Below are 20,604 nucleotides of genomic sequence, written 5' to 3'. Positions count from 1 at the left end.
AGAGGGTGTAACGGATGACAAAACGAGTTGGACGCTTAACTGCGACAGATATCACAGCTGCTGCACAATTATATCAAACGGTATTTTCCCAAGCACCATGGTGTGAAACGCATGCTTTACCTGACGTGAGCCAATACATCTCACGCTTGCTGGCAATGAACACTAATCGTTGCTATGCAATTTGGGAAGCAAAACAACTTATCGGGGTGGCCTTAGGCTTTTCTAGACCGTGGCATCGTGGGGTAGAATACCAGTTATTAGACTTATTCGTGGCTGCTGACCAACAAAAAAAGGGTGTCGGCACCCTTTTGCTTGAAACGATTAAAGCTGATTTATCATCAGTTGATATCCCGCATATCATATTAGAAACGGATAAGGGGACACCAGCTGAACAATTTTATTATCACAATGGTTTCACGGTACAACCCGACCAACGTGCGCTGACGTTGGTCAGTACGACAGCACGTTAATCTTTGATGCGACTTTAATAGCTGTTATTAATGAGTGTTGAGAGCATTGTCACAAAAAAGAAGACATAAAGTACGCCAAGAATCACTGCGATAATGAATTGGACAAGTCCGGCACGATTCCAAGTTGCTTGAACGGCTTTAAAAGTGTCAACATCTTGGTAATCACCTTTTTGCCAAGCCCATTCGTTGCCTTTAAAGCCACAGACAAATATCCAAACGAGATTGAAGACAGGGATGAGACAAAGTAGTGGCAGGTAGGTCTTATTGCCAATGCCCCAAAAGATATTGTAAATAAATGCTCCCCAGTTCCAACCGCGTATTTCCTCAGGCACTGTTTTACCATTTTCATTCATGATTAAATTCCCCCTATAGCTTGTTATGTGGGATAACCCACATCAATCATTGCTTCTAGCATAACAAAACACTCAGAAAAGTGGTAGGCAAACACCCTGAAAATTGCCATTATGGTATTTTAAGCATTTTTTCTATTATAAAACGAAACGTATCGTTTTATAATTAACCCTAACAGGAGGGCACAATGCATAATCCCAGTAAACAAGATAAATCAGTCGGTCGCCCACGTAGCGAGGCGGCCAAAACAGCCATTATCCAAGCGACCATATCATTATTAGATACGGTACCGTTTTCTAATTTGACGATTGAAGCCATTGCGAAACAATCAGGTGTGAGTAAAGCAACAATTTATCGTTGGTGGCCAAATAAGGAAGCTTTACTCTTTACGGCCTTTTTACACGTCACCACAGTTGACGTTAATTTTGAGCCAGCATTGTCAATTGCGGACAACTTCCGCCAAGTGATTGGGGACCTTGTGGTCATCTTAAATCAGCCACTTGGTCGCGCCTTAATTACCGTTTTAATTGATCAACCTGAGCGTGTGACCGCTTTTCAAACGACATTTTTTGAAGTCAAACGCCGCGCAGCAAAGCAACTCTTAACAGCTGGTCAAGCGCAGCACGTGATTAAGCCTGATATTGATCTGGATAAGGCATTGGATATGTTATTTGGCGCAGTTTATCTGAGAGTATTTTTGTATACAGAGGTTGTAGATACGGACTATATTGATGCAGTGATTGCCGCATTTATGCAAGGCATTCGTCAGGATTAAGACGAGAAAGGTCGTGTCACATGACAGATGAATTGGTTGTACAAGTTGCCCAAGGGCAGTTACTTGGGAAAAAAGAAGGCCAGACGCACGCATTTTACGATATCCCTTATGGACAATTCGCAGGACGCTTTAAGTATGTTGCAGCACCAAATACTTGGGAAGGGACACGACTGGCGACCAAGCCTGGTCCGATATTTAACCAAGATATTAACCGCTTGGGGCCGGTAATGGGGAGCAAACCTGAAGAAAAAAATCAGTCCGAAGATGCTTTTCGTTTAAATGTGTGGACAACTGGTTCACAAACGAAAAAACCAGTGCTTTTTTGGATTCATGGTGGGGGCTTTTTGACCGGTGGTGGCGCCTTACCTTGGTATAACGGACAAAGCTTGGCAGAAAATGGCGATATTGTGGTGGTCACCGTTAATTATCGATTAGGCGCCTTGGGCCATCTCTACCAACCAGGGGTTGCGGATGATAATTTGGCACTCCATGATTTAATCACGGCCTTGACTTGGGTCAAGGACAACATCGCGGTCTTTGGCGGCGATCCCGACCAAATAACCGTTGCCGGACAATCGGTGGGGGCTTGGTATGCATTAGCCCTATTTGCATCGCCAATGGCCAGTCAATTGATCAATCGGATTGGCTTATTGAGTTTTCCAGGGGCTGCTGAACCGTTAACCAAAGATAAAGCAGCGATGCTGACGGCTATTTTACTCGCACAACTGGACTTAGACGATCCGGCTGAATTGACACAAGTGCCAGTTGAAAAGATTGTGACAGCGCAGGGTGCCGTGGCATTAGAAATGCAAAAGCGGACAGGCGATCCTGTCCCAACGGGTTTTTATCCGTATATCGATGGTCATATCATTACCGGTTCGATTATGCAAGGTGCGTTGGACCGCGCCAATGCTCAGACACAACTCTTTGCTGGTACCACAACTAATGAAACGACTGCTTTTTTCCAACAGCCAACCGTTCAAAAACAAGCCAATTATTTTGAGATGATTCAAAAAACAACGGCTGACATTTTCCAAATCCCAACGCAGGCGTTAATCACTGGATTTGCGGCCCAACAAGCACCAAGCTATCTTTATGACATGGCGCTTGCCGCCAAAGATCCTATGATGTTGGCGTGTCATTGTATTGATTTACCGTTTATTTTTAACAATTTTGCCCAATGGGATAATGCACCGATGCTGGCCGATGTAGACACAAGCAAAGCTTATCCGCTCGCTGAACACATGCAGGCGTATTTCACGCAGTTTGTGAAAACGGGGAACCCAAACCAAGAAGACCAACTCGATTGGCCGCAGTTTGCAGCCAATTACCCAGCAAAAATTGTCTTCAATCAAGTTATCACCGTTGAAAAATGAGTGGTCAATCTGAGAGCTAATGAGTTGGCATTTTTTGAAAAAGTGCTATGCCTATAGCAAAATAGGAGAAAAAACATGTCACTTAATCGCGCAGAACACGCTCAAACAGCGCAGGAATTACAAGAAAATTTAAGCAAAGTTGCTTTAAAACAGGTCGCTGCTGACTTAGGCACAACGCCGGAAAAGGTGCTGGCAGTGAGTCAACTCGATGTTGATCGCATTGAAGAACCGTGGATTTTGCGTAACTATTTGATCAAAGCATTGGGATCAGATTTAACGCCCTTTACGGTATTGTGACTGGTGACTATCGCCAGATGTGGTTCTTAGATACGGCTTATATTGACCGTGCACAACTTGGCTATGCTTGATAGATAAGAACGCATCGATTGAGATGCGTTTTTTTATTGGCAATAAAAAAGTGATCAGCTGCTATATCAGACATAGCAGCTGATCACGGTTAATCAATTGACGGGTATTTCATTTTTAAATTATTGAATAGGTAGTCAATGGCTGGCCGAACGATAAAAAAGAAGACAGGGACAGCAACAAAAAATGTTTTAGCCCAGTTACCAAAGTAGCCAGGAATAAAGTAAGGGTAAAGTTGACGATGGGTTTCAGTTAAAATGACCATCATGACAGAGACATTACCGGCAATCACGAGAACTGGAATTGAAACGTGTCGTGGCACAATTGTTGTGAAGTGTTTTGGAAAATAATTGTGTAACTTTAACACGAGTGGCAATGTCACATAAGTACGTAAGCAGTAGATGAATAACACAGTGAGTGGGTAAACCTTCAAAATCGTCATCACGATGGGCCATGATAAACCGAAGCGAATAATCGTATTGTAGCTCAACATGATCATCACCATTGTACTCAGCAGTGCGATGGCCACTGTATTAGGGTGATGCAAAATTCTAAACAAGAATTTTTGAAGTAGGGGGACTGGCATAAAACGTTTCCTTTATTTGGGATATTGTGGTCTTGATACGGTGTTTGGCCAGGAGACGATGATAAGCATTTGGTGCAACTCTAATTGATTATACATATGCAACATTGGTTATTTCACTAATAATTCAGACCTATCTATCATATCAAAAAGGCCACCCAAGATAAAGCAGTTTATGCAGCGCTATTGTCGTTTCGTGTTTTTTCCGATATGCTAGGGGCAACACATAAAAACCAAAGTAAGTGAGGCTTTAAGCATGAATGAAAAAACAACTTTTTCAGACTTTGAACGTGAAGCCATGCGCGAACGCGCAGCAGAATTGCGTCGGACTAAGAATACTGAAGCTGATTTGTTGGAAAAAATTGCGGAAATGACCGACGAGGAAGCCCGTTTGGCATTGAAAATACATGAGATTGTGACAACGACTGCACCGGAACTGAAACCCAAAACATGGTATGGCATGCCAGCCTATGCCAATTCGCAAGGTAAAACGGTCTTGTTTTTCCAACCGGCAACAAAGTTTAAAGCCCGTTATTCAACGTTGGGATTTAACGATGCGGCGCAATTAGATGAGACGGCGATGTGGCCAACAGCTTATGCTATCACAGAATTAACGCCAGCTGTGGCAACACAGATTGAAGCGTTAGTCAAAAAAAGTGTTGGCCGTTAAAAAGTGGATACTGTATTACAACAACACACGCATCCAAACAAAATTAAACGGCCACTCACCGGTAGAATACCGACAAATGGCCGCTTAATGAACTAAACTATTTTACTTTAACTTTTTGGGTACACCACAATATGCTGTGCTTCTTTAAGGATTTTTATTGATTTCTTCAAAGTCGCCTTCAAACGTGTTGGGGTCTTCTGGCGCGCGGGGTGGTTTGATAAAGCGCATGCGGATCCAAAAGGCTAACGCAAACAGTAACAACAAGCCAACAATCGCAAAGAAGTTTTTGATCACAAAACTGACCAACAAAATCAAAACAATGGCTAAAAGTAAACGGGGGATAATCCCAAATGTGTTTGTAAATAAGAATGCGATAAAATAAATCCCGAGAAAGATAATGACGAATGGGATTAACAGAAAGCTTAACATCGTTATTCCTCCAAAAATTCAGTTTCAATTAGCGCCGTAATTTCTGCGCTTTTTGGGTGTTAGCAAAATGCACTTTGGCAAAATGGTTTAAATCCAGACCACGATCAAGTAGTTGCGCAGCAGCTTCATCAGCCTGACGGCCCGCGCCAATGGGCAATGATATGCCAGCTTCGTCACTTAATTTGGCCATGCTGTCGAGTTCAACAACACGGGCTAAAATTGAGGCCGCAGCCACACTTAAATGATACTGTTCGCCCTTCGTGGTGAAATAGACGTTGTCTTTGATGATTGGGGATTGCTGGGCTTGGGTTAAATACTTGAAATAAGTACTGGCCTGCGCAAATTGGTCAATGAGAATGGCATCAGGGGTTGTTGGGGCAATTTTTGCTAGGACTTTACCGAGAACAAAATTATGTGAAATCGCCTTCATTTGATTCACGTTGTTGGTCGGTTGCATTTGATTATACTTTTCCGGCATTAAATTCACAACATGATGCGGCAAATTGGCGATGATTTCGGGCGCAATTTGTCGCATTTTAGCATCGGTTAATGTTTTAGAATCAGCGATTCCTAGTTGTCGCACCCAAGCAAGCTGGTCTTTTGGTACGTAGACTGCTGCAGTGGTGAGTGGGCCAAAATAAGCACCAGCGCCAACTTCATCCGAACCTAAAACGGACCAATTGGCAAACCCTTGGGGAATATTGACACCAGGCGTTGTCGCTTGTTTGCCGGTGGCTTGGCGGGTGGTGTTTTGTTGTGCCGGTGTTTGCCAGCGGGCTGCTTCTTGGGCATAATTGGCCCCCTGAAACATGACTTTACCCGAGCGATATGCGGTGATGGTCGTGGGGCCTTTTTTAGCGACAAAAATAGCGCCAGTGGGTTGTTTGCCCGTCGCCATGTTGGCGTAGTAATCGGTGATTTTTTTTAATTGTGTTGGGGTCACTTGAATAACAGTTTGCATACTAGTCATTATAGCAGTTTTGGCCGTCTGAAATATGGTGTATAATGGATGAGATATTATAAGGATAAAAATAATGGCTTATCAAAACGAGAAACGACAATATCGGGCAAATTTAGCCGGTAAAAATTATACAATTTCTGGGCACGCAAGCTTGCCACATTTTAAGGCAACGGAAACACTGTTTAACAAGCAAATGACGCAAATTAAAACAGTTGCTCCAAAGCTTGCGCCCGTTGATCAACTGACACTGTTGACATTTAACGCCCTGTCAGACCAGCTTTACAAACAGGCAGAAGTCGATGCGTTGCAACAACAAGTGGCGAAATTAGAGGCAGAAATTGCCCAACTGCAGCAAGCACCAAAGACCACGGCTAAGCGCACACCGCGTAATGCGATTAGCTCAATTATTGATGATGCCAAGCAGGAAAGTCACGCGCGGACGACGGATAAATTATTTAAACAAGGGACAAACACATGATTTTACTTGGGATTGCCATCATTTTTGTGCTACTCTGGTTGATTTCGGGCTACCGTCATGGGTTCGTTAACGGCCTATTGCGTTTAGCATTGTGGGTGGTTGTGTGGTACATTGCCATTAAGTTTGCGCAACCGTTTGGCCAGTTCTTGTCACGTTTTCTGGCGGGTCAGTTTGTGCGTACTACGGTGCCGCAAGATGTTGTGAGTCACGGCTCACAATTTTTAGGTTCAGGCATTGCGTTTAGTTTATTACTCATTCTAGGTGGGACAGTCAGTCATTTTGTACTGCGATCTTTGCACGTTATCCGGCATATCCCAATATTAGGTTGGGTTGATGGCGTTTTAGGGGCATTATTATATGGTGTGATTGGGGTTGTGATTGCCTTTTTTGCCCTCCAAGTGCTCTCGGTTGTCCCTGATGTGTGGATCCAAGATCAATTTTTAAGCACACCATTGTTGAACCAATTACTGGATGGCGTGCCGTTTTTTGCAGAACAGATTTATCACTGGTGGCTATAAATGACCTACCTGATGACACGGTAAATTATTGAATCAGAACGGGGGCGTATTAAAATTTATGAATAAAAAAGTTTTAACAACACTTGAATATGACAAAATCAAAGCGCAATTACAGGACTTTTTAGCGACACCAGTTGGGCGTCAAGAGGCTGATCAATTACAACCGGAAACGGATGTGACAGTCATTAACGCTTGGCTACAAGAAACGGCAGATGGTGTTTTAATTGACCGCTTAAAAGGTGGGATTCCTTTGGCCAAGTTGGCGGATATTACCCCACATTTGAAGCGATTGAAGATTAATGCGAGTTTGAGTGCCACTGAATTGTCAGAGCTTAGTACCGTTTTACGGAATACGAATGCGATTGCACACTTTTTTGAACAAATGGCGGATGAAGCGATTGGAGATTCCCTACAAGTTTTGCCGGAACAAGCAGCCAACTTGGCGACATTGCCGACATTAACCCAGCAAATCGAAATCGCGATTGATGCTACCGGCCGCATTAATGATGAAGCCTCGTTTGATTTGAAAAGTATTCGTGGCAAAATTACTGGTAATGAACAAGCCGTTAAAACGAAGATGCAAGGCTACACGCGGGGAAAAACTGCGCAGTATCTCAGTGATCCAATTGTGACTATTCGTGCTGACCGTTATGTATTACCGGTCAAGGCCGAATACCGTAGTCAATTTGGTGGCGTGGTACATGACCAAAGTCAAACTGGGCAAACGCTTTATATTGAGCCCCAGGCAGTGGTTGAACTCAATAATAAATTGAGTGAACTGCGCGTTAAAGAACAAGCCGAAGAGCAACGTGTGCTACAAGAATTGTCAGCTGCCTTGGCACCTTACACTGAAGAAATTGCCCGTAATGTGGCCATTTTGGGGCATTTTGATTTTGTGAATGCCAAAGCACGTTTGGCGGCACGTTTAGATGCGATGCAACCGGTTGTGGATCCAGAAAATCATGTGGCGTTACAACAAGCATGGCATCCCTTATTGGATAAAAACGTGGCGGTCGCTAACGATATTGTTTTAGGCGAAGACTACAAGGCCATTATCATTACGGGGCCAAACACCGGTGGTAAGACGATTACCATCAAAACCTTGGGCTTATTACAATTGATGGCGCAATCGGGCTTGTTTATTACGACGAAGCGACCATCAACAGTGGGCGTTTTCCACGAAGTCTTTGCCGATATTGGGGATGAACAGTCAATTGAACAGAGTTTATCCACATTTAGTTCGCACATGGCCAACATTGTGTCCATGTTAGAACGCATTGATGATCGCTCGCTGGTGATTTTTGATGAATTAGGGGCAGGCACTGATCCGGCCGAAGGTGCCGCATTGGCTATTGCCATTTTGGATAAAGTGGCAAGTTTGGGTGCCTATGTGATTGCGACAACACATTATCCAGAATTAAAACTCTATGGTTATAACCGGCCAGAAACACTGAACGCTTCAATGGTCTTTGATGTGGAAACGTTGAAGCCAACTTATCAGTTCTTGATGGGCGTACCAGGACAATCAAATGCCTTAGCGATTGCTAAGCGGTTAGGCTTTGGGGATGATGTGATTGGGGCAGCGACGGCCTTAACGGATAAATCTGATCAGGATTTGAATCAAATGATTGCTGATTTGGTCGCACAACGTGAGGCGGTTAAACAGCATGATGCTGAACTGACGATGCAGCTGAAAGCAACAGCTGAGCAAGCGGAAGCTTTGGCTGCCAAAGAGGCACAGCTAGAACGTGACCGTGCACGGATTGTGCTTGATGCTAAAAATGAAGCCAACCATATTGTGGCCGCGACGAAAAAGCAAGCCGAACAACTCATTTCAGAGATTCGTAAGGAGCGTTTGAATGCTGGTCAGCAGACTGGTAAGTTGAGTGAACAAGCCTTGCAAGCTAAAAAAGCGGCGTTGGATAAACTCCGCCAAAATGATAGTTTGGAAAAAAATAAGGTGTTGCAAAAGGCTAAGCGCGCCAAGCAATTGGCTGCTGGCGATGAGATTGTCGTGCAATCTTATGGGCAACAGGGAACGCTAGTGAAGCGACACAGTAACGGTCAATGGGAAGTTGAGATGGGCATCTTGAAGATGCTGGTTGATGAAGACGATATTGTGAAGACGGAAGCCACGACTAAGGCCCAAAAAACGAAACAAAAGAAAAAACAACAAAAAATTGTCAAAACTACGACAGCGGGTGGTTCAGCTCGTGTGTCAGCCCGATCAAGCTTGGACTTGCGTGGTGTACGCTATGAAGCCGCTTTGGCGGAGTTGGATCGTTACCTTGATCAAGCCGTATTGGCGAATTTAGGTGCGGTAGAAATCATTCACGGCAAAGGGACAGGGGCGTTGCGTAAGGGTGTGACAGAGTTCTTACGGTCAGATCGCCGCGTCAAATCCTTCCGTTTTGCTAACGCGAATGCTGGTGGTGATGGCGCTACCATTGCCGAATTGGCATAAATTTATCAGTCAACATAAGTTGGGGTATCTGTTGGTGCCCCAGCTTTTTTGATTGGATATCATTTATCCCTCATGGGATGTGTTAAAATTAGTATTACGCATGGCGATTGGTTTGAATCGCAAAAAGTGGTTTAAACCCAGTCATTTGAATGATAAAAGCTGATAGATAAGTGTTAAGAGGTGTGTATGCCAGAGTTACCAGAAGTTGAAACGGTCCGTCGTGGCTTAGAAAAATTAATTATTGGTAGTCAAATTACCCAAGTGAAGTTACCTTATCCAAAGGTTATTACCGGTGATTCACAAGCCTTTATCACAGGGGTACGCAATGCGCATTTTACGGCGGTTGATCGTCGCGGAAAATATTTACTCTTGCGGTTATCAAATGGGCATACCATTGTCTCGCATCTGCGTATGGAAGGGCAATATTCGGTTGAACCGATTGATGCAACCCCGCATAAGCATACGGAAATTATTTTTGAACTCGCTGATGAACGGGTGTTGTTCTATAATGATACGCGCCGATTTGGACGTATGGTGCTAGCGACAATCAATCAGGAAACGCTGGCTGTGCCGGCTTTGGGCAAGCTTGGTCCTGAACCAACAGCGCAAGACCTGACCTTAGCAGACATGGTAGCAAAATTTGCCCGTTCCAAAAAACCAGTGAAATCGTTTTTGTTGGATCAAACGCAAATTGCTGGTATTGGCAATATTTATGCCGATGAGGTCTTATGGCAAAGTAAGATTCATCCAGAGACGCCCGCTAATCTGTTGTCGGAAATGCAATTAGCGACCTTACGGCAAAATATCATTTCAGAGATGGCACGCGCCATCGCACATCATGGCACAACGGTCCATAGTTTTAGTAATGTTTTTGGCGAGGTTGGGCAATTTCAAAATGAATTGCAGGCTTATGGCCGCGTTGATCAGCCGTGCCTGCGCTGTGGCACCCCATTAGTTAAAATTAAGGTCGGTCAACGGGGCACGACTTTTTGCCCAGTTTGTCAAATTAAACAAGAACCAACGACATAGGAGAAATAATGAATTCAACAGAACCAATTAGTATTCGTGAAGTGAAGCGTGAAGCACGGGCCCTTTACCGTGGTCGCTATCGTACGGCCATTAAAATCAATATTATCCCAATTATTTTAAGCATCGTATCTGTTTACATGATGAGTTTAGCGGCCTATGCTTTCTGGGGCTTTGCAACGGCACCTTCGCCACAAGTGGCAGATAACGCTTCGGCGGTGTCACAAATTAATGATGCGATCGAAAATATTTTAAGTAGTGCGATTGAGATGATGTTTATTTGGACCACCAGTTGGACATTGATTGATTGGTTTGAAAAGCCATTGTCACAGCCAACGCTCAAAGAGACGTTCCAAATTTTTCGTCGTGGTAATGTGTTTCACTCGTTTTTGCTAACGATTGTGCAAAGTGTTTTGCTCTTTTTGTGGACGTTACTCTTTGTAATCCCCGGTATCATTAAATTATTCTCTTATTCGCAAACGTATTTTGCGTATAAGATTGATCTTGAAAATGGGACACGTCAACGCCAGTTGACAGATTATATCACGATTAGCCGCCGTGTCATGAATGGCCGTAAGTGGGAACTGTTTCTGCTTGAATTGAGTTTCATTGGTTGGCACTTACTCGGTATTTTGACGGTTGGTTTGGCCTATATTTACGTTGTGCCTTATTTGAATGCCACGCGGGTCGCTTATTCACGCCATTTGTTTACCATGGCATTGGCTAAGCGTGGTGAACAGTAATGTTGATTGTCGGTCTTACAGGTGGGATTGCCACTGGCAAATCAACAGTGAGTGCGCAGTTACGCGCGGCAGGCTTTCCCGTTGTTGATGCTGATATTGTGGCACGGGAAGTTGTTGAACCAGGGACACATACGTTAGAAGCGCTAAAACTTGCGTTTGGGCCTGGCATTATTGATAATGGGGTGCTTAACCGTCAGCTACTCGGTGAACGCGTTTTCAACAATCCGGCGGAACTAGCCCGGTTAAATCGTATTATCCAACCTGCTATTAGTTCTGCTATGTCAGATAAAATCAACTTTTGGCGGCAACAACAGACGCCGATTCTCATTTTAGATGTACCGCTGTTGTTTGAACGTGGTTATCATCAAGAAAATCGTGTCGATAAAATTGTCGTTGTCACCGCAGATGAAGCCGTGCAACTCGCGCGGTTGCAAGCACGTGATCAGCTAGATGTCCAACAAGCGCAGGCCCGGATGCAATCACAAATGCCGTTGGCTGAGAAAGTTGCTCAAGCTGACTACGTGATTGATAATAATGGAGATCAAGCCCAACTAACGACTCAGGTCCAAACACTCATCACTGAATTAAAGGAACTTGCACCAAAATATGACGCCAACAAATGAGACAATTGAATTTCATGCATCAGCAGGGGTTTTCGTTCAGAGTGATCATTTGATTACCGCTGATGATTTGTCGCGGGTTTTTAACTTGTATTTACCCTTCATCGGTGCGACAAGTTACGCCTTGTATCATTTATTGGTCAATGAATTACCCTTTGCCCAAGAACAGGTGACGCGGCAAGACCATAATTTTATCATTGATAGTCTGAATATTAGCTTACCCAACTTTGTTAAATTTAGACGACGCCTTGAAGCAGCAGGATTAATTAAAACTTTGTATCAACGTGACGCACTTGGTGAAGTCTATGGGTACCGGTTATTGACGCCTTTGACGGCAGACAAATTCTTTAAAGAACAGCTGTTGGCCGGTTTACTGTACAAATTTGTTGGCGAAGAGCGTTATCTCACGTTGCAAAAGCGCTACGATGTGCAAGGGCAAACGACGTTGGCCGGCGAAGACATTTCCGCACGTTTCTTACAAGTCTTTCAAAATCAAAACGATGTGAGCGTGCCAACCACGCCACTTGCTTACCAAGAACCTGTTGTGCGTGCTGAACCAGTGACGTTTGCGTTTGAGACATTTGCCGATATGGTACGGGGCGTGGCAGCGCCGCATTTGCAACAGCAACGGAATTTCTTAGTGGCGATGCATTTGACGTATGGTGTGGACGAAGTAACATTAGCCGGGATTGTGAACCAAAGTGTGACACTGGATACACATGAAATTAACACCCAAGAAGTCCAGCGCTTACTGCGGCAACAAACGGCGCCACGGCCGCAATCAGCAGACAAGTTGGTCGCAACAGCGTCAACGGTACCGGAAATTAAAAATGCCGAGGCGCGCGCTTTGATTGCCATTGCGCGCGACACTCCAGCACAGGAATTTTTGGCCTATGTGAAAACAACGCTTAAAAATGGGCTTGTCCTGAAAAATGAACGCGATGTTGTTGATTATTTGATTGCCCGAAGCGTTTTGCCAGTTGCCGTGGTCAACATTTTGGTCCATTATGTATTGATTGGGTTGCAAAATGATAACCTCAAGCCAGCCTTAGTGACGACGATTGCGGATTCTTGGACACAAAATCAGGTTGATTCACCAGAAAAAGCGTTGATTCAAATTCAACAACACCAGCAAGCTAATCAAGCACGCCAAGAAAAGCGCTTTAGCCGCCAACAAAAGCCGCAAAAGACGACGCCAAAATTTGTCAAGCAAGCACCAAGCACAACCACTTCAGCCGCCGATACGACAGCCAACCCCTCAGTCAGCACCGATGATGTGGCGGCCGCATTGGCTAAATTAAAGAATATAAAGACGAAGAATTAATATGCAAAATTTATCTGAAGTACTCAAACAGTTTCAACAAAAGTATCCTAAAATTGACGACACCAAGTTGGCTGATATTGTCCAAAAGATTGCAGATGATGCGGATGTGCGGCAATTTTGGGCTGAGCATCAAGATGCGCTGCGGGCCAATGCTTTTCAACTGAAAATGATGGATTTGTATGAATTTGTGCAACAAAAACAACGTATCGCACGTGGGGAAAAAGCGCTTTATCCAGGCTATTATCCACAATTAGAGATTGAAAAAGGCTATCCGCATGTCCGTTATGTGGCCAATGAAAAAACGGCGCAACAGCGGATGCAAGCAGAGCGCTTAACGGCCTATAAAATGCCTAAAGCCATTCGTCACGCTGATTTGCAAACGATTGCCACGGACCCTGGCCGTGCTGAAGTGATTACAGCAATTGTGGATATCTTGCCTAAATTGCTGGCACATCAAGACGACTATGTTCAAGGTTTGTATTTGTATGGCGATTTTGGTGTGGGAAAAACCTATCTGATGGGCGCATTGGCTAACGCATTAGCGGCTAACAATATCGATGTGATGTTGATGCATTTCCCATCATTTGCAGTCGATTTGAAGAACACGATTGGCAAGGATAATGCGGCACGGGAACGGCTACTTAACCAGGCTAAAACAGCGACGGTGTTGATCATTGATGATCTCGGTGCGGAAAACCTCAGCATGTGGATTCGTGATGATATTTTAGGTGTAATTCTAGAATATCGGATGCAAAATGAACTCACCACGTTTATCACCTCGAATTTCGATATGGCTGAACTGACGGCTTATTTGGCGGAAACGCGTGATGATCGTGATCCTGGTAAAGCGGCACGATTAATGCAACGGATTCAATTCTTAACACGATTGGTGCCAGTCACTGGGAAAAATAGACGGTTAGAAAGATAATGTTACGACAGTCAGCAAAAAAATATGGTATCGTGTTGCTCGCCATTGTTGGTGTATGGTTTTTTCTGCGGCATGATGCGTTTTTATATCAGGAACCAGTTGGTCAAGTCACCCAAATGACGGAAAAAGTGACCCAGGCCACCACCGATGAACATAATAATAGCGATACGATGATGACGCAACACTTAACGGTTGCAATCTTGAACCGCAACCAAACCATCAAGCTCACGAATACGTACGCTGATTCGCAAGTCATCACGAATCGCTATCGTGTCGGGGATCAATTGCTGTTAGAAAATGTTGGTGGCAATATCCACATTTTATCTTTAAAACGTGATGCCTTGATAGGGGCTTTGGCCACCTTATTTATTGGGCTGTTGGTGATTTATAGTCGCTGGCGCGCCACGAGTTGGTTGTTGTTAAGCCTAGTGTTAAATGTTGTGTTGTTCGGTGTGGCCATTCATGTTGATATCCAGGATAAAAATGCGAACGTTTTGTTGGTCTTTAGTGTGCTCGCATTGGGCTTAGCTATTGCCAGTTTGGCCTTAGTACTTGGGAAAACACTACAGATGACGTTAACGTTGCTGGCAACAGTGGTGACGACCGGCTTAACCATGCTCATTTTATTTGCCGTATTAGCCGTGACACATGGTAAAGGGGTACATTTTGAGACCATGTCGTATGTGACCCAACTGCCGAAATCAATTTTTATGGCGCAAACCGTGATTGGCGTGTTGGGCGCGGTGATGGATGAAGCAGCTGATATTGTGGCAATGCAGTTTGGTATGCGACGCGAAAACGTGACGCGACAATTCAGTGATTACTGGCAGGCGGGCCTGTCAGTTGGTCGTGATATTATGGGCACTTTAGTCAATGTGCTCTTTATGATCTTTATTGCCGAGACGTTGCCAATGGTCTTTTTGATGTTGCGTAATGGTAATAACTGGGCATACATTATGGATCAAATTATGAATCTTGGCATTTTGCAAACAGTTGTTTCTGGCATTGGGATTGTCTTAGCTGTACCGGTGACGAGTGTCATTGTCGGTTGGGCGATGTCACGAAAGGCGGTGAAGGCATGAATGCAATTGGCTTATTATTACTCATTTTATTCGGCCTGATGATTTTTGTGGGTCGGGGGCAAGGCGTCAAAGCATTTATTGGCCTCATTTGTAATTTTTTTGCGATATTTATTCTCATCGTCTTAATCAATTGGCAATTTAATCCCTATATCGTCATCGGTATCACAAGTTTGATTATTTTAGCGATTGCGATTTATTTAGGTGCTGATGATGTGGCGGTCACTAATGTGGCTTTTAAAACGAGTGTCATTGTCGTGGCCATTTTAATGCTACTGGCTAGTGTCATGCAGTACTTTGGCCAATTCCAAGGCTTTACGACCGAAAATTCGGAAGAGTTGGAAGGGCTGTCAATGACGGTTGGCCTATCATTTAGTCACATCGCCCTGGCCGTGATGGTTATTTCGGTACTCGGTGCTGTTGCGGAAGCAGCGATGGCGATTGTGGCAGATTTAGCTGAAGTGGTCGAACGAACACCAGATATGTCAGCCACAGGCTTATATGGGCAAGCACGCATCATTGGTGGGCAAATTTTGGGCACGGCAATCAATACCCTATTTTTTGGGGTTTTAGGGGCTAATTTGCCCCTTATTATTTGGTTTGTGCGCCTAAGATATCCGCTGGCAATGTTTTTTAATGCCAAGCTACTCATGGCGGAAGTTGTCACAATGTTACTTGGGATGTTGGGGATTTTATTAAGTATTTGGATTGCAAGTTGGCTCGTCGTGCGAACGGCGATGCGACAGCAAAAAGTAGGCATAACACATGATGAATGAAACATTTAACTTAATTGAAGAAATTACGCGTCTAGATGGCTCAATTTATTTTGAATTGGGGAATATTATGCATAATGGGCGGGCTGAGTATGCAGCGGAGCATGGCTACATTCAGCGTGTCCGCATTCTTAAGATGAATATTGCGCGATCAGCGAGTGTGGAAGCGTTGGAACAGTATATCAACACGCACTACAACCTGTTACCGTTAGAATATGACGGCTGGGAAGAGTGGGTACGAACACCCGAAATGGAAAAAGCCATGCAACAAATTTTGCTTGAAAATAAATTAGGTTAAAGCGCCAAATTTTGCGGTTAAGTGGTTTTACGGTATAATAGTTGCAGTAAATTCAAAGAGGAATAGTTATGCGATCAGTATTTCATCAACCCGAAGCAGTCGTTTTAGCATCGAAACATCTGGTGGATGGCTCAGGAAAATTGCGTTGGGTTTATCGGGAGTTGGCACCAACCACACCACAAGATACCGGCTGGTTTTTATTTGCCGATAATGATTCAGAGGCATGGAACGCTGATCCGGCCAACTTTATGCCGTTGGTTATTGAGACAGCCTTAGCCATTGAACCGAGTTTGCGCCATATCTTAGATTTGCCGTATGGCACGGACTTAGTTTTGGATACACGACCTGGCGTTCAAGGGTGGTGGGATCCCAAAACGAAAACGCCAGTCTGGTTGGCTGATGGCTCAGTATCACCAAATATTCAAGTTGTCGCTGGTCAAGTCGTTGAAGACGACGTAAAGTAGCAAAAGATTTGTAATTTTAGTGATTTTGACCTATAATAATAAACGTTGTTGTGTTTGAAAAAACGCAGCTGATTGATGCATGAACATCAGCAGTGTGAACAACGTCTATGATGGTAATATGGCCAAGTGGTAAGGCAACGGTCTGCAAAACCGTCATCGCCGGTTCGATTCCGGTTATTACCTTAATCAAAAAGGTTGCCAATATGGCAACCTTTTTTATGTCGTTAATGTGGTTAAAGTGGCTTTGGTGTACAGACCTTGCTGGAGTTTTTCCGCAATGACAGCGCCATTGGCTTGCCAAGTTGAAAAATCTGCGGTACTGACCCGTGCTAATTTATCCGTGAGTTCTGATAAGTGATTAATGGTGAAACCAAGATTGTGGGTTGTAATCAGTTGCCCAATGGCACTTTCCGACCAAGCAATTAAGGGTAAGCCAGCACGTAGATAGAGACTAGCTTTGTGTGGCGCGTTGTACTTGGTATAAGTTTGATAGGTTTTATCGTCAAAGTCGTCATCCCAAATCAGCCCAAAACCTTGCGTCAATTGATTAATGATCTCATCGGGGTCAAAATTACCTTGGTAGGCAATGTTTTCGGGGAAATCAACAGCGCGCCATTTTTTAGGTTTCGCGCCAAATAACGTGATTGGGGCTGCGCGGTAAATTTGCAGCCAGGGTGATTTTTGAAAAGTCCCCGCAAAATTAATTTGTGTACTAAAACGTGCCGGCGTGACACTAGCACCCAAATAATCAAATAAGGGTTGAATGATGAAATGACTGGTAATACCAGCTGCTTCTAACCGGTGACGCATCGCTTCGGAATGTACAATCAGCGTGTCGTATTGTTTGAGGACGTCAAATTCCCACGGATCTAGCTTATTGAGGCGTAAGGGCTCAATATCATGAATGACCAGCGCCCGCCGCACCTGCCGCTCTTGGAGCGTCGCCACAAATAATTGTTCAAATTGCGCACTCATGTAGGTAGGAAATTGATGGACCACCAGGTCGTTGGCTTTGACAGGGGCTAACCATTCCTGAATATGGGCAATCAGGGTTGCTTGATCAAAGCGGGTATCGTTATAGCGATACAGGGGTAAGCGTGTCCAGCCAACTGTTTGCGCAATGGCGGCATAATCAGCTTTAGCTTTCAAGGCACCAGGCGGCATCCAAGGTTCGATTGTTTGGGTAATAAAATTTGTCATGGCTCTATTTTACCAAAAACCGAACTTTTTTTCTGAATAAGTTGTAAAAAACGAACATAAAATGAAAATAAAATATATTGTTCGGTTATAGTTTTTGTTTTTAATCGTTTTTTCATGGTTGTATCAGATAAAAGTTGGATAATAAGGATATCAAATATTTAGAGGAGATGTGTGACTGTCTTCAGTCGCACGTGGTAATATTATGCAACGTTCAGCACAAATTGGTATTGGTATTCTGGCAGTTGCCGTTATTGGTGGCGGTATCTATGCAGCAACACGTGGTGGTTCATCGACTTCAGGTAAAGATAACTACACAGCTGCGCTGGTAACAGATGGTGGTGGTGTGGATGACCGTTCGTTCAACCAATCAGCCTGGAATGGTTTGAAGGCTTATGGTAAAGCCAACAACTTGAAGCAAGGCACAACCGGTTATAATTATTTCCAAAGTTCAGATTCTTCTGATATTAAGACCAACTTGCAAACAGCCGTTAAGGGTGGGTATAAGTTAGTTTATGGTGTTGGTTTTGCTGCAGCACCTGCCATGAATACCGTGGCTAAGGCTAACCCTAAGACAAGCTTTGCGATTATTGATGCTGTTGTGCCAGATAAAAATGTGGCCTCATTGATGTTTAAGTCTGAACAATCATCATATTTGGCTGGTGTGGCTGCAGCTAAGCAGACAAAGTCTAACACGGTTGGTTTCATCGGTGGTGTGCACGGTGATATCATCGATACGTTTGAAGCCGGCTTCATTGCTGGTGTCAAGGCAACAAACCCAGATATTAAGATTATGACGCAATATGCTGATTCATTTACAGATGCAGCCAAGGGTAAGACAATTGCCGCTTCAATGATTGCTGGTGGCGCTGACGTCATCTTCCAAGCTGCTGGTGGCACTGGTTCAGGTGTCTTTGCGGAAGCAAAGGCAACCGACCAAAAGTTGGCAGCTGACTCAGATAAGAAGGTTTGGGTCATCGGTGTTGATATGGATCAAAAGCGTGACGGTGACTACACAGACAAGGATAACAAGAAGTCAAACTTCACGTTGGTATCTGCTGTTAAGCGTGTTGATAACGCGGTTGAATCATTGACTAACCAAGGTCGTGAAGGCAAGTTCCCTGGTGGTAAGACAATCACTTACGGTTTGAAGGAAAAGGGTGTTGGCTTGGCCAAGGACTCTGCTTCACCAGAAGTTTGGTCAGCCGTTGAAGCCGCGCAAAAGAAGATTATTGCTGGTGACATTAAGGTACCAGTCCATCCTTAATTTAGGCTAGACAAACAAAAGCTCAAAGCATTTGTGGCGTACCCCGAAAGTTAAAGCAACTTTCGGGGTTTTATTTATGACTAAAATTTCAAAACAAATTAAACTTCAGGCAATTCAAGATTATCTGTCTGGAAAATATTCCATACGTGGCATTACTGCTCGATATGGTATTGCTAACAGTGTCTTTCGCATGCTTATTGCCGCATACAAAAGTTTTGGATCAGATATATTATTTAATCCACCAGCAATCACACCTGAATTTAGGATTAAAGTGGCATCATGGGCCATTCAAAATAACGCTTCTCATAGTCAAGTGGCTGCTAAGTTCGGCTATACAGGCATTGCCCAAATTGTTTCGTGGAAGAAGATCTATTCACAACTAGGGCCAAATGGGTTATTATCTATTCAAAAAGGACGATCACCTAGAATGGCTAATAAGAAACCTAAGCAAGTAAAACAGCTCACAGAAACTGAAAAACACATTGCCCAACTAGAAGACGAAAACCTACGACTAAAGATTGAAAATGAAGCGTTAAAATTATTAGCCTCGATTCAGCAACGAACCGACAACTCGCAGAAGTAGCTTGCCGGCTCGAGGCGCAATTTAAATTGGTGGCTATCCTAAAGGTTCTGCCAATCGCAGAAAGTACAGTGCATTACTGGAAACGACAGTTTAAAAATGATGACCCTGATGCACCCCTTCGTGCGGCTATTAGGACAATCTGGGAAGCTGATAATCACTACGGTGTGCGAAGAGTGTATTTAAAGTTACGTCAACAACCAGCGTTTAAAGCGGTAAATCACAAGAAAGTACAACGGCTAATGCATGAAATGGGGCTAAAGGGTGTTGGCTACAATAAGCAATCACGTCAGTATGATTCATCCAAAGGACCTGAAGGAAAACGTGTGAAGAACAAGCTTCACCGTCGTTTCAAGACTAATCGGCCATTACAAAAATTAGCTAGCGATGTTACTGAATTTAAGATTTCAGCGACTGGTGAAAAGGTCTATTTAGAACCGATTCTTGATATGTATAACAATGAGATTCTTACCTATGCCATTAGCACGCGTCCAGATCTCGCCTTTACCTTACAACCGCTTAATCAGCTCGTAGCGCAACTGCCAAAACTTTCGTATCGTACAACAATTCATACGGATCAAGGCTGGCAATATCGCCACAGAACATGGCGTAAAACACTAAAGAAAAACCACATTATCCAAAGCATGTCGCGTCGTGCGACTGCTCTAGACAATGCGGTGATGGAAAGCTTCTTCAATAAGCTTAAAGTTGAAATCGGGCCACTAAACAAGTATTCATCAGCTAAAGCGTTGATAGAGGCCGTTAAAAAGTGGATACTGTATTACAACAACACACGCATCCAAACAAAATTAAACGGCCACTCACCGGTAGAATACCGACAACTGGCCGCTTAATGAACTAAAC

General features: G+C 43.9%; 26 protein-coding genes and 1 tRNA gene. 22 read left to right on the top strand and 5 right to left on the bottom strand.

Features of this window, described 5'->3' with window-relative positions; all coding sequences use genetic code 11:
* Positions 1-14 precede the first annotated feature (14 nt).
* On the top strand, positions 15-470 hold the full coding sequence (locus A9176_RS01070) for a GNAT family N-acetyltransferase (protein ID WP_077281906.1): 456 nt from the start codon (positions 15-17) through the stop codon (positions 468-470).
* A 14-nt stretch (positions 471-484) separates the two neighbouring features.
* On the opposite strand, the gene A9176_RS01065 is transcribed toward A9176_RS01070, so the two are convergent.
* Positions 485-823 carry a hypothetical protein gene (locus A9176_RS01065; protein WP_029510412.1) on the bottom strand — a complete coding sequence of 113 codons (339 nt, stop codon included), beginning with the start codon at positions 821-823 and terminating at the stop codon, positions 485-487.
* Positions 824-1,008: 185 nt separating this feature from the next.
* Between A9176_RS01065 and A9176_RS01060 the strand changes: the two genes are divergently transcribed.
* From A9176_RS01060 to A9176_RS01050, 3 genes are all read left to right on the top strand, one after another.
* A complete protein-coding gene (locus tag A9176_RS01060; RefSeq protein WP_077281905.1) occupies positions 1,009-1,596 on the top strand; it encodes a TetR/AcrR family transcriptional regulator in 588 nt (195 codons plus the stop codon).
* Between the two features lie 20 nt (positions 1,597-1,616).
* Positions 1,617-2,972 carry a carboxylesterase family protein gene (locus A9176_RS01055; protein ID WP_077281904.1) on the top strand — a complete coding sequence of 452 codons (1,356 nt, stop codon included), beginning with the start codon at positions 1,617-1,619 and terminating at the stop codon, positions 2,970-2,972.
* Positions 2,973-3,047: 75 nt separating this feature from the next.
* Positions 3,048-3,269, top strand: coding sequence for a DUF2316 family protein (locus A9176_RS01050; protein WP_242943229.1), 222 nt, complete (start codon positions 3,048-3,050; stop codon positions 3,267-3,269).
* A gap of 160 nt (positions 3,270-3,429) precedes the next feature.
* Here the strand turns inward: A9176_RS01050 and A9176_RS01045 are convergent, their stop codons facing one another.
* On the bottom strand, positions 3,430-3,924 hold the full coding sequence (locus A9176_RS01045; protein ID WP_077281903.1) for a hypothetical protein: 495 nt from the start codon (positions 3,922-3,924) through the stop codon (positions 3,430-3,432).
* A 253-nt stretch (positions 3,925-4,177) separates the two neighbouring features.
* Here A9176_RS01045 and A9176_RS01040 point away from each other — a divergent pair, with 253 nt between their 5' ends.
* Both A9176_RS01040 and A9176_RS09040 read left to right on the top strand, forming a co-directional pair.
* The gene (locus tag A9176_RS01040; protein ID WP_077281902.1) at positions 4,178-4,591 is read left to right on the top strand and encodes an iron chaperone; all 414 of its coding nucleotides are present in this window, start codon (positions 4,178-4,180) and stop codon (positions 4,589-4,591) included.
* Entirely contained in the window at positions 4,578-4,679 is a 102-nt protein-coding gene (locus A9176_RS09040) for an IS3 family transposase (RefSeq protein WP_077281901.1), read from the top strand. The genes A9176_RS01040 and A9176_RS09040 overlap by 14 nt, the downstream gene beginning before the upstream one ends.
* A gap of 56 nt (positions 4,680-4,735) precedes the next feature.
* Here A9176_RS09040 and A9176_RS01030 read toward each other — a convergent pair whose 3' ends face one another.
* Complete coding sequence (locus A9176_RS01030; protein ID WP_077281900.1) at positions 4,736-5,020, bottom strand: ribonuclease HIII; 285 nt, start codon at positions 5,018-5,020, stop codon at positions 4,736-4,738.
* A gap of 28 nt (positions 5,021-5,048) precedes the next feature.
* Positions 5,049-5,981: a ribonuclease HIII gene (gene rnhC / locus A9176_RS01025; RefSeq protein ID WP_029509926.1), complete on the bottom strand. Its 933-nt coding sequence runs from the start codon at positions 5,979-5,981 to the stop codon at positions 5,049-5,051.
* A 73-nt stretch (positions 5,982-6,054) separates the two neighbouring features.
* Between rnhC and zapA the strand changes: the two genes are divergently transcribed.
* From zapA to A9176_RS00960, 13 genes are all read left to right on the top strand, one after another.
* Positions 6,055-6,459, top strand: coding sequence for a cell division protein ZapA (zapA, locus tag A9176_RS01020; protein ID WP_029509925.1), 405 nt, complete (start codon positions 6,055-6,057; stop codon positions 6,457-6,459).
* Complete coding sequence (locus A9176_RS01015; RefSeq protein WP_048700499.1) at positions 6,456-6,977, top strand: CvpA family protein; 522 nt, start codon at positions 6,456-6,458, stop codon at positions 6,975-6,977. Before zapA ends, A9176_RS01015 begins: the two co-directional genes overlap by 4 nt.
* A gap of 58 nt (positions 6,978-7,035) precedes the next feature.
* Complete coding sequence (locus A9176_RS01010; RefSeq protein ID WP_077281899.1) at positions 7,036-9,441, top strand: endonuclease MutS2; 2,406 nt, start codon at positions 7,036-7,038, stop codon at positions 9,439-9,441.
* Positions 9,442-9,627: 186 nt separating this feature from the next.
* Positions 9,628-10,470 carry a bifunctional DNA-formamidopyrimidine glycosylase/DNA-(apurinic or apyrimidinic site) lyase gene (gene mutM / locus A9176_RS01005; protein ID WP_077281898.1) on the top strand — a complete coding sequence of 281 codons (843 nt, stop codon included), beginning with the start codon at positions 9,628-9,630 and terminating at the stop codon, positions 10,468-10,470.
* Between the two features lie 8 nt (positions 10,471-10,478).
* Positions 10,479-11,210: a DUF975 family protein gene (locus A9176_RS01000; RefSeq protein WP_077281897.1), complete on the top strand. Its 732-nt coding sequence runs from the start codon at positions 10,479-10,481 to the stop codon at positions 11,208-11,210.
* Positions 11,210-11,833, top strand: coding sequence for a dephospho-CoA kinase (gene coaE, locus A9176_RS00995; protein ID WP_077281896.1), 624 nt, complete (start codon positions 11,210-11,212; stop codon positions 11,831-11,833). Before A9176_RS01000 ends, coaE begins: the two co-directional genes overlap by 1 nt.
* The gene (locus A9176_RS00990) at positions 11,817-13,154 is read left to right on the top strand and encodes a DnaD domain protein (RefSeq protein ID WP_077281895.1); all 1,338 of its coding nucleotides are present in this window, start codon (positions 11,817-11,819) and stop codon (positions 13,152-13,154) included. The genes coaE and A9176_RS00990 overlap by 17 nt, the downstream gene beginning before the upstream one ends.
* 1 nt (position 13,155) lies before the next feature.
* Complete coding sequence (gene dnaI, locus A9176_RS00985; protein ID WP_077281894.1) at positions 13,156-14,082, top strand: primosomal protein DnaI; 927 nt, start codon at positions 13,156-13,158, stop codon at positions 14,080-14,082.
* Positions 14,082-15,164 (top strand): YibE/F family protein, encoded by a 1,083-nt coding sequence (locus tag A9176_RS00980; protein WP_077281893.1) that lies wholly within the window; start codon positions 14,082-14,084, stop codon positions 15,162-15,164. Before dnaI ends, A9176_RS00980 begins: the two co-directional genes overlap by 1 nt.
* A complete protein-coding gene (locus tag A9176_RS00975; RefSeq protein WP_077281892.1) occupies positions 15,161-15,937 on the top strand; it encodes a YibE/F family protein in 777 nt (258 codons plus the stop codon). The genes A9176_RS00980 and A9176_RS00975 overlap by 4 nt, the downstream gene beginning before the upstream one ends.
* Positions 15,930-16,232, top strand: a complete 303-nt coding sequence (locus tag A9176_RS00970) for a hypothetical protein (protein ID WP_029508974.1) — start codon at positions 15,930-15,932, stop codon at positions 16,230-16,232. Before A9176_RS00975 ends, A9176_RS00970 begins: the two co-directional genes overlap by 8 nt.
* A 68-nt stretch (positions 16,233-16,300) precedes the next feature.
* On the top strand, positions 16,301-16,696 hold the full coding sequence (locus A9176_RS00965; RefSeq protein ID WP_048700483.1) for an immunity protein Imm33 domain-containing protein: 396 nt from the start codon (positions 16,301-16,303) through the stop codon (positions 16,694-16,696).
* 112 nt (positions 16,697-16,808) lie between these two features.
* A tRNA-Cys gene (locus A9176_RS00960) sits at positions 16,809-16,879 on the top strand.
* A 33-nt stretch (positions 16,880-16,912) separates the two neighbouring features.
* On the opposite strand, the gene A9176_RS00955 is transcribed toward A9176_RS00960, so the two are convergent.
* Positions 16,913-17,896 carry a sugar transferase gene (locus A9176_RS00955; protein WP_077281891.1) on the bottom strand — a complete coding sequence of 328 codons (984 nt, stop codon included), beginning with the start codon at positions 17,894-17,896 and terminating at the stop codon, positions 16,913-16,915.
* Between the two features lie 202 nt (positions 17,897-18,098).
* Here A9176_RS00955 and A9176_RS00950 point away from each other — a divergent pair, with 202 nt between their 5' ends.
* The 3 genes from A9176_RS00950 (at position 18,099) to A9176_RS00940 (ending at position 20,594) form a co-directional block, all read left to right on the top strand.
* Positions 18,099-19,160, top strand: a complete 1,062-nt coding sequence (locus A9176_RS00950) for a BMP family lipoprotein (RefSeq protein ID WP_068850741.1) — start codon at positions 18,099-18,101, stop codon at positions 19,158-19,160.
* A 76-nt stretch (positions 19,161-19,236) separates the two neighbouring features.
* Positions 19,237-19,743 (top strand): transposase, encoded by a 507-nt coding sequence (locus tag A9176_RS00945; protein ID WP_077281831.1) that lies wholly within the window; start codon positions 19,237-19,239, stop codon positions 19,741-19,743.
* A gap of 29 nt (positions 19,744-19,772) precedes the next feature.
* A complete protein-coding gene (locus A9176_RS00940) occupies positions 19,773-20,594 on the top strand; it encodes an IS3 family transposase (protein ID WP_157093711.1) in 822 nt (273 codons plus the stop codon).
* Positions 20,595-20,604 lie beyond the last annotated feature (10 nt).

The sequence above is a fragment of the Leuconostoc garlicum genome, assembly GCF_001998805.1.
GTDB lineage: Bacteria > Bacillota > Bacilli > Lactobacillales > Lactobacillaceae > Leuconostoc > Leuconostoc lactis.
The sequence above is the reverse complement of the archived record's forward strand: the minus strand, read 5'-3'. Positions and strand labels throughout refer to the sequence as shown.

What these genes read in the sequence shown, in the direction of transcription:
- A9176_RS01010 (WP_077281899.1), top strand. Translation starts at nt 7,036, where the DNA reads ATGAATAAAAAAGTTTTAACAACACTTGAATATGACAAAATCAAAGCG.
- A9176_RS01045 (WP_077281903.1), bottom strand. Translation starts at nt 3,924, where the DNA reads ATGCCAGTCCCCCTACTTCAAAAATTCTTGTTTAGAATTTTGCATCAC.
- A9176_RS01050 (WP_242943229.1), top strand. Translation starts at nt 3,048, where the DNA reads ATGTCACTTAATCGCGCAGAACACGCTCAAACAGCGCAGGAATTACAA.
- coaE (WP_077281896.1), top strand. Translation starts at nt 11,210, where the DNA reads ATGTTGATTGTCGGTCTTACAGGTGGGATTGCCACTGGCAAATCAACA.
- A9176_RS01015 (WP_048700499.1), top strand. Translation starts at nt 6,456, where the DNA reads ATGATTTTACTTGGGATTGCCATCATTTTTGTGCTACTCTGGTTGATT.
- dnaI (WP_077281894.1), top strand. Translation starts at nt 13,156, where the DNA reads ATGCAAAATTTATCTGAAGTACTCAAACAGTTTCAACAAAAGTATCCT.
- A9176_RS00990 (WP_077281895.1), top strand. Translation starts at nt 11,817, where the DNA reads ATGACGCCAACAAATGAGACAATTGAATTTCATGCATCAGCAGGGGTT.
- A9176_RS00980 (WP_077281893.1), top strand. Translation starts at nt 14,082, where the DNA reads ATGTTACGACAGTCAGCAAAAAAATATGGTATCGTGTTGCTCGCCATT.
- A9176_RS01070 (WP_077281906.1), top strand. Translation starts at nt 15, where the DNA reads ATGACAAAACGAGTTGGACGCTTAACTGCGACAGATATCACAGCTGCT.
- A9176_RS00955 (WP_077281891.1), bottom strand. Translation starts at nt 17,896, where the DNA reads ATGACAAATTTTATTACCCAAACAATCGAACCTTGGATGCCGCCTGGT.
- A9176_RS00970 (WP_029508974.1), top strand. Translation starts at nt 15,930, where the DNA reads ATGAATGAAACATTTAACTTAATTGAAGAAATTACGCGTCTAGATGGC.
- A9176_RS00965 (WP_048700483.1), top strand. Translation starts at nt 16,301, where the DNA reads ATGCGATCAGTATTTCATCAACCCGAAGCAGTCGTTTTAGCATCGAAA.
- A9176_RS01030 (WP_077281900.1), bottom strand. Translation starts at nt 5,020, where the DNA reads ATGTTAAGCTTTCTGTTAATCCCATTCGTCATTATCTTTCTCGGGATT.
- A9176_RS01060 (WP_077281905.1), top strand. Translation starts at nt 1,009, where the DNA reads ATGCATAATCCCAGTAAACAAGATAAATCAGTCGGTCGCCCACGTAGC.
- A9176_RS01055 (WP_077281904.1), top strand. Translation starts at nt 1,617, where the DNA reads ATGACAGATGAATTGGTTGTACAAGTTGCCCAAGGGCAGTTACTTGGG.
- A9176_RS01000 (WP_077281897.1), top strand. Translation starts at nt 10,479, where the DNA reads ATGAATTCAACAGAACCAATTAGTATTCGTGAAGTGAAGCGTGAAGCA.
- A9176_RS00950 (WP_068850741.1), top strand. Translation starts at nt 18,099, where the DNA reads ATGCAACGTTCAGCACAAATTGGTATTGGTATTCTGGCAGTTGCCGTT.
- zapA (WP_029509925.1), top strand. Translation starts at nt 6,055, where the DNA reads ATGGCTTATCAAAACGAGAAACGACAATATCGGGCAAATTTAGCCGGT.
- A9176_RS01040 (WP_077281902.1), top strand. Translation starts at nt 4,178, where the DNA reads ATGAATGAAAAAACAACTTTTTCAGACTTTGAACGTGAAGCCATGCGC.
- mutM (WP_077281898.1), top strand. Translation starts at nt 9,628, where the DNA reads ATGCCAGAGTTACCAGAAGTTGAAACGGTCCGTCGTGGCTTAGAAAAA.
- A9176_RS00945 (WP_077281831.1), top strand. Translation starts at nt 19,237, where the DNA reads ATGACTAAAATTTCAAAACAAATTAAACTTCAGGCAATTCAAGATTAT.
- A9176_RS01065 (WP_029510412.1), bottom strand. Translation starts at nt 823, where the DNA reads ATGAATGAAAATGGTAAAACAGTGCCTGAGGAAATACGCGGTTGGAAC.
- A9176_RS00975 (WP_077281892.1), top strand. Translation starts at nt 15,161, where the DNA reads ATGAATGCAATTGGCTTATTATTACTCATTTTATTCGGCCTGATGATT.
- rnhC (WP_029509926.1), bottom strand. Translation starts at nt 5,981, where the DNA reads ATGCAAACTGTTATTCAAGTGACCCCAACACAATTAAAAAAAATCACC.